General features: G+C 42.4%; 5 protein-coding genes. 1 reads left to right on the top strand and 4 read right to left on the bottom strand.

The window, feature by feature from the left end; translation table 11 throughout:
* Positions 1 to 206 precede the first annotated feature (206 nt).
* Entirely contained in the window at positions 207 to 4,976 is a 4,770-nt protein-coding gene (locus PY364_RS09160; protein ID WP_275521976.1) for a CHAT domain-containing protein, read from the top strand.
* Between the two features lie 59 nt (positions 4,977 to 5,035).
* On the opposite strand, the gene PY364_RS09155 is transcribed toward PY364_RS09160, so the two are convergent.
* The 4 genes from PY364_RS09155 to prfB form a co-directional block, all read right to left on the bottom strand.
* Complete coding sequence (locus tag PY364_RS09155; protein ID WP_275521974.1) at positions 5,036 to 5,284, bottom strand: DUF4926 domain-containing protein; 249 nt, start codon at positions 5,282 to 5,284, stop codon at positions 5,036 to 5,038.
* A 292-nt stretch (positions 5,285 to 5,576) separates the two neighbouring features.
* Positions 5,577 to 5,852, bottom strand: coding sequence for a BrnA antitoxin family protein (locus PY364_RS09150; RefSeq protein ID WP_275521972.1), 276 nt, complete (start codon positions 5,850 to 5,852; stop codon positions 5,577 to 5,579).
* Positions 5,853 to 5,900: 48 nt separating this feature from the next.
* A complete protein-coding gene (locus PY364_RS09145; protein WP_275521970.1) occupies positions 5,901 to 6,110 on the bottom strand; it encodes a hypothetical protein in 210 nt (69 codons plus the stop codon).
* A gap of 103 nt (positions 6,111 to 6,213) precedes the next feature.
* A protein-coding gene (gene prfB / locus PY364_RS09140) for a peptide chain release factor 2 (RefSeq protein WP_275521969.1) occupies positions 6,214 to 7,336 on the bottom strand; the annotation gives its coding sequence in 2 pieces (ribosomal slippage) (positions 6,214 to 7,263 and positions 7,265 to 7,336; 1,122 coding nt in all).
* Positions 7,337 to 7,606: the final 270 nt, after the last annotated feature.

Raw genomic sequence — 7,606 nt, 5'->3', positions numbered from 1 at the left:
TCCTTCTCTCCTAGATAACTAAATTTTTCTTCCTTCTCTCCTAGATAACTAAATTTTTCTTCCTTCTCTCCTAGATAACTAAATTTTTCTTCCTTCTCTCCTAGATAACTAAATTTTTCTTCCTTCTCTCCTAGATAACTAAATTTTTCTTCCTTCTTCCTTCTTCCTTCTTCCTTCTTCCTTCTTCCTTCTTCCTTCTTTTACGAATGAGTTATTTTTACTTTTTATTATTTTTGAGCTTACCTTGGCTGTTCCCAATCGCAGTACAAGCAGAACAAATTATCCCCGCTGCTGATGGTACTGGCACTACTGTTAAATCTGAAGGCGATCGCTTCGATATTAGCGGTGGTAAACTGTCTGGAGATGGCACGAATCTTTTTCACAGTTTTAGTCAGTTTGGTCTTAGTGAAACTCAAATTGCTAATTTTTTGACTAATCCTAATATTAGGAATATTTTAACGCGGGTTGTCGGCGGAAATGTTTCCTCGATCAATGGCTTAATTTCTGTTAGTGGTGGCAACTCTAATTTATTTTTAATGAATCCTGCGGGTATTGTTTTTGGTCAAGGTGCAAGATTAGATGTACCTGGATCTTTTCTAGCGACAACTGCTAACGGGATTGGTTTTGGCGATCGCTGGTTTAATGCTACAGGAGTTAATGATTATTCAACCTTAGTAGGAACTCCTAACTCTTTTAATTTTGGTTCGCAAACAGGGGTAATTGTCAATGCTGGTAATTTGGCAGTTAGTGAGGGGCAAAGTTTAAGTTTACTTGGCGGTGTGGTAATTAATACTGGGCAATTGTCAGCGCCGGGAGGTGCGATTACTATTGCTGCTGTCCCTGGGGAAAATTTGGTTCGCATCTCTCAAGCAGGACATCTTTTGAGTTTGGAAATCGCGACTGGGGCCTCGTTCAATGCGATCGCAATTCCCCAATTGATCGCAGGTATGGGTGAAAGTCACGCTACAGGAATTACTGTTAATGACGATGGTACGGTTCAGCTAACTAATTCTGGTATAACTATCCCACTTTCACCGGGAACTACGATTCTGTCTGGTTCCATCGATGTATCTTCCCCTTTTCTCTCAGGAGGAAGAGTTGCAATTTTAGGCGATCGAGTCGGTCTAATTTCAGCTAATATTAACGCTTCTGGTACTAACGGCGGTAATGTATTCATTGGCGGTGATTTCCAAGGTCAAGGCAATTTTAATGCCGCTGAAACTTCGATCGATAGCAATTCTAACATCGCCGCTAACGGCATTTCTTCCCTTCATCCTTCATCCTTCTTCCCTCTTCCTTCTTCCTTCAATAACGGTGGCCGCGTTGTGGTTTGGGCCAATGGTAGGACTAACTTTTTGGGGAATATCGCTGCGCGAGGCGGGATTCTGGGAGGTGATGGGGGTTTTGTGGAGGTGTCGGGTAAAAATTCTTTGAGTTTCGCGGGTAAGGTAGATACTCGTGCTCCTAATGGTGCGATCGGCACTCTTTTACTCGATCCAAGTGATATTATTATTGAAGCTGGATCGGGATTTTCACAAATTAATGTTTTTACGGCAAATCGCAGGGCGGCGCAATTCGGATCTAACCCAACAATTCTCTCTGAATCACAATTAGAAAGCATTGCTGCGGATAGTAATATTATTGTTGAAACTACTAACAGTATTGTTCTTAATAATTTACCAGATGATGCACTGACATTGCAATCTGGTAAAGGAAATTCTGTTACTTTTAAAACCGATGGGGTGTTTGTTGTCATCGATGCTAACGATTTGATTCAGACTCAGGGAGGCGATATTAATATTTCTGCCGCTAGTATTTCTGTTGGTAGACTTGATGCTAATGGTGGCAATATTACTTTAAGAGGTAATGGGATTGATTTCAGGGGTGGTGATAGTTCAACTCGTAGTATTGGCGGTACAATTCGTTTAGAAACACTTAGTAGCAGAGATATTAATCTAGGTGGGACAGCGGATATTTTAGGGGTTTTGGACTTAACGCCGACAGATATTGGTGCGATCGCTGACGGTTTTAGTGCGATCGCTATTGGGGGCTCTGATGGTAGAGGCGTGATTACTATAGTTAATCCTGTGACGTTTAACGATCCAGTGACGCTTCAAGGAGGGGCGATCGTTGTTAACGGTGAAGTGACGGGAAGGGGAGATGCGGCGATCGCGCTTAATGCTCTATCTTCCACTCTCAATGCTAATATTACTACATCTGGCGGCAGTATCACTTTTGGCGGCAATGTTTTACTGGGTGATGATGTCGCCCTCAGCACTCAAGGTCAGGGTAATATTATTTTACCAGGTAGGGTTGATGGCAGTCACGAACTCGCGATCGAGGCTTTGCGACTGCAATTAGGTGGTGGTGTGGGTGAAAGCATACCTCTGACAAGTTTGAATGTTAACGCTGAAAATGCGGAAGTTGCGGGGAATATCACCGCAAGTAGCATAACATTTAATAGTGCAGTAGCGATCGCGCGAAATGTGTCTTTGAGAGCATCGGATGATATCACTTTTACCAATACTTTTGATAGCAAGGGAGATGCGAATAACCTAGAAATCAAGGCGGGAGGCGATATCGCTTTTGAGGATGCGGTTGGTAATAGTGGAAGGTTAGGCGCGATCGCGCTTGAAAGTGGTGGTAATATAACGGCAAATTCGACAATTGCGGCGGGTAGTTTGCAGGTAAATGCAAACGATAAAGCGACTTTCGGGGGAAATGTTGCGGTTTCTGGCGGTAATATTTTAATTGAAGCTGGATCTGTCGTCTCCCAAGGTTTGAATGCTTCGGGAGTTAGAGGCGGTAATATTGAAGTGCGATCGTCTGGGGAAATTGTTACTGGCAATATTAACGTTAGCGGTACTGAGGGTAGCGGTGGTAATATCTTCCTCAATGCACAGGATAACATTAATATCGGTGCGATCGACGCTCAAGGTGGAAGTAATGGGAATGGGGGGACAGTTGCGATCGCTACTTCTGGTTTATTCCGCGCCAGCAATACTTTTAGAGACTTAGAAGGTATCGAGTCTAGCATTTCTACAGTTGGCGGCGAAGGTGGAGGCGCGATCGCGATTCGACACGGAGGCGGTAGCGAACAATCTTTTATTGTCGGAAATGCTACTACAAATGGAACTAGAGGCGCAATTAATACCGGAATTAGTAATGTTATTTTACCCGATCGCTCTTTTGAAGGAACTTACAGACAAGGAAATTCACCTAATCAGATTTCTTTAATTACAACAGGAAATTCTCCCAGTCCTACACCTAATCCTACACCTAATCCTACACCAAGTCCTACACCTAATCCTACACCTAATCCTACACCTAATCCTACACCAAGTCCTACACCAAATCCTACACCTAATCCTACACCAAGTCCGACACCTAATCCTATTCCAAGTCCAACACCTAATCCTACTCCAAGTCCAACACCTAATCCTACGCCAAGTCCAACACCTAATCCTACTCCAAGTCCAACACCTAATCCGATTCCAAGTCCAACACCTGAATCTTTACCTTTATCGACCACTTCCGAGGTATCAATTGTAACATCTCTTCAAGGAGAAACGCGATCGTCACAAAGCTCATCCGAAAGAGAATATGGCCCAAAACCAGATATTCCTATTCCAAACTTAGCGATTAATGTAGATTTAACGGGAGTATTAGCATTTGAAGAAAACTTCACGCGGGAGTATGAAAAATATTTAGAACTCCCCGCGAGAGAACCCGTCAGCAATATGTCTGTTGTCTACGATACCCTTCGCAGAAATGAAGCAGAAACTGGAATTAAATCTGCAATCATTTATATGAATTGGGTTAGAGGTAATGCGTCATCAACAGTACGAGAAAATAGCTCATTGCTCAAAATCAACCCAGAAAGATCCAACCAATTATCACTTAATACCGGAAATGATACCGATCGCTTAGAACTCGTACTCGTTAATCCTTCTGGACAGACTATCCGTGCTTTAGTACCAGAAGTAACTCGATTACAGTTATTAGAAGTAGCTGACAATTTCCAGAGTGATATTACCAATCCGCAACTCAGAAATACAGCCGTTTATTTGGAACCAGCGCAACAGCTTTACCGTTGGCTAATAGCTCCTTTAGAAGCAGATTTAAAAGCCTTAAACGTTCAAAACTTAATTATTATCCCCTCATCAGGTTTGCGGAGTATACCATTTGCCGCTCTTCATAGCGGTCAGCAATTCTTAGTAGAAAATTATAGTATTAGCATCATGCCCAGTTTCAGTTTAACAGATACTCGCTACGAAGATATTAGCGACCAAGAAGTTTTAGGAATGGGAGCATCAATATTTACTGACAAACCACCATTACCCGCAGTACCAGTAGAATTATCTGCGATCGCGTCCCCAGAACAAGGTAAATCTTTCCTCAATCAAGATTTTACTCTAGCTAATTTACAAGCTCAACGAGCAGCGCAATCTTTTGGAATAATTCACTTAGCAACTCATAGCGAATTTCAGCCAGGAGTACCGAGTAATTCTTATATTCAGTTGTGGGATACTAAACTAAGATTAGATCAAATGAGACAATTGAAATGGAACGATCCGCCAGTAAACTTATTAGTATTGAGCGCTTGTAGCACAGCATTAGGAGACGAACAAGCGGAGTTAGGATTTGCAGGATTGGCAGTTGCTAGCGGTGCGCGATCGGCTTTAGCGAGTTTATGGGAAGTCAGCGACGAAGGGACTTTAGGACTAATGGTAGAATTTTATCAGCAGTTGCGATCGCGTGGAGAAAATAATCGCCCAATTATTAAAGCGCAAGCATTGAGACAGGCGCAACTTGCGATGCTACGTGGCCAAGTGCGATTAGAAAACGGGGCCTTGCGCGTAGCGGGACGAGAGGATGTAATTTCTTTACCTTCGCCAATTGCAGCTCGTGGGAATAGACTTTTATCGCATCCTTATTATTGGGCCGCTTTTACAATGATTGGCAATCCTTGGTAAATTAAATATTATCTATTTAATTTCTCTCTTTTCTCTCCCTCTGCGTCTTCTGCTTTGTACTATGCTATAGCCATTTTAGATTTCAAGTCAGGAGATGCCGGTTCAAAGTGCAACACCATTATTTGCTCTGCGCGTAACCCAAGAGATTCATAAGTCCGTCCGTTGCGATCGCTAAATTCTACTTCAAAGGCTGCACCATTTGCTAATGTCTCAACCACTGTACCGACTTGCCCACGCCACAAATTATAATCTGGCAAATCTACTGTCAATGCTACAACATCGAGTAACTTGATGGTATTTTCGCTCACTTTTATAACCTTCACGAACTACATCTGTATTGTTAATTTAATTTTAAGGTTGGGTTGAGGGAACGAAATTTAACACCCCATAATTATCCAACTGATCGTAGCATAACGATAGCCCAACTATCAGCACCTACCTCATCTATAGTTTTCTTAAAAATTTCCTTATTAACGAAAAGAGGTTAGTTCTGATAATATAGGGTTGAAGGCAATTCAGTATTAACGGAACCAATAACAATGGTCAGTGGGAATAGAGCAGGTCAATATGAAGTTGAGCCAATAATTCAGGATTTGACATTTATTGATGCGCTTCCATGTATGCTCGCAGTAAAGCGTTGATCTGGGTGTGATAACCATGACCTTGAGATTGAAACCAATCCAAAACATCACTGTCAATGCGTAAGGTGACTTGAGCTTTAGTCTGAGTGTTGGGCAAACCTCGCCGAACTACTGCTTTAGCGAACATTTCAGGCGTAATTTCGGGGCAATCAGATAAATCAATATCTTCATCAGTCATGGCATCTAGGCGTTGCCAGTCAGTTTGAGATTTGCTCGAAGTAAATTCGTTGTTCATATTTGCTTGCTTTTCTAACAGATCTTTGCGAAAATTTAACTTCCACGATCATTCCTCTATCAGTTGTCTCAGTTCGTTAATATCAGAGGAAAACTTAAGTTCACCTTTTTGCTGTTCTACCTGCGCTAATTTGAAGTTATCATATATCCGATCGCGGCGTTCTTCCCGGATGTATTGGTTCAACAAGAGTTGAATTTCCTGCTTTTCATCCGTAGAAAGACCTTTGATTACCTCAACTACATCATTAAAAGTCATCATTTGCAAAACCTTATCTTAATTATCTATTCTCTAAGTATTTTCATTTCTCAAGGATGATCGTCCGAATTTTTAGTTATCTTCAGTTAACTAATACTCAACCAGATTAAATTACTGCGGATTCAACTAACTGATTTTCTTGCCGCAGATAAGCTTGAATATACGGCTCTAATTCACCATTCATCACATCTGCGATCGCAGTCGTTTCTACCCCAGTCCGCAGATCCTTTACCATTTGATAAGGATGAAAAACATAGTTGCGGATCTGATTTCCCCAAGCCGCCTCCACCATATCTCCGCGAATCTCCGCAATTTCCTTAGCTCGTTGTTCGCGAGCCACCACTAATAACTTAGCCTTAAGAAGAACGAGAGCTTTTTCTTTATTTTGCAATTGGCTGCGCTCTTCAGTACAACGCACGGCTAAACCAGTGGGAAGGTGAACTATCCGCACCGCTGTTTCTACCTTGTTGACATTTTGACCACCTTTACCGCCAGCGCGAGATGTCGTGACTTCCAAATCCTTTTCTGGAATATCCAACTCTACGGAACGATCGAGAATTGGCATCACTTCCACTCCAGCAAAACTGGTTTGGCGCTTATCATTGGCATTAAATGGCGAAATTCTGACTAGGCGATGGGTTCCTTTCTCCGATCGCAAATACCCATAAGCATAACGACCAACAATTTCCAAAGTAGCCGACTTCAGGCCTGCTTCCTCTCCCTCAGAAATTTCAGCCAAGTGTACTTTATAACCCTGGCGTTCTCCCCAGCGAGTATACATCCGCAGTAACATTTCCGCCCAATCTTGAGCATCCGTACCCCCAGCACCGGCGTTAATGGTCAAAACTGCTCCGCCTGCATCATAGGGCCCTGAGAGTAATTGTTGCAGTTCCCACTGATCGAGTTCGCGACTCAATTGGGAAAGATTAGTGTAAGCCTCTTGGAGCAGCGATTCATCGGTTTCTAACTCCAGCAGCTCCAAGATGGCCCCCGCGTCTTCAAGACTGGTTTGCCACTGATTATACTGCTCTAAGTGCGATTTGAGGTCGTTAAGTTCTTGGAGTATATTTTGGGCTGCGTTTTGGTCGTCCCAAAATTGCGGTTGAGCCGCGATTTGTTCTAAATCTGAGATTTTGGCTGTGAGTGCGGGAATGTCAAAGATAGTCCTGGGTTTTACCCAGGCGATCGCACAACGTTTCGATTTCCCGTTTGATGTCTAGAACTTCCACTACTACTACTTCTCCTACTTTTGCTGTGTAATGTAGATTTTAACTGCTGTTTGGCTATTTGTTAACGGTTAACGGTTAACTGTTAACTGTCACCACTCCCAAAACATCGGGGTCTTCCGTACTTACTGTGCTAAAATATTAGATAAGTACCCAACAAACGAGTGTATTATGAATAGGTTAATGACGAAGTTGCTAAATTTACCGAAAGTTTTAGTAGAAAATAGTCAACAAACAGAAGATACATTAATTTTATTCGTGAAATCGGATAAG

It is taken from the genome of Kamptonema sp. UHCC 0994 (assembly GCF_029167235.1).
GTDB lineage: Bacteria > Cyanobacteriota > Cyanobacteriia > Cyanobacteriales > Microcoleaceae > Kamptonema.
This window is presented reverse-complemented; position numbering and strand designations above follow the sequence as displayed.

What these genes read in the sequence shown, in the direction of transcription:
- PY364_RS09160 (WP_275521976.1), top strand. Translation starts at nt 207, where the DNA reads ATGAGTTATTTTTACTTTTTATTATTTTTGAGCTTACCTTGGCTGTTC.
- PY364_RS09150 (WP_275521972.1), bottom strand. Translation starts at nt 5,852, where the DNA reads ATGAACAACGAATTTACTTCGAGCAAATCTCAAACTGACTGGCAACGC.
- PY364_RS09145 (WP_275521970.1), bottom strand. Translation starts at nt 6,110, where the DNA reads ATGATGACTTTTAATGATGTAGTTGAGGTAATCAAAGGTCTTTCTACG.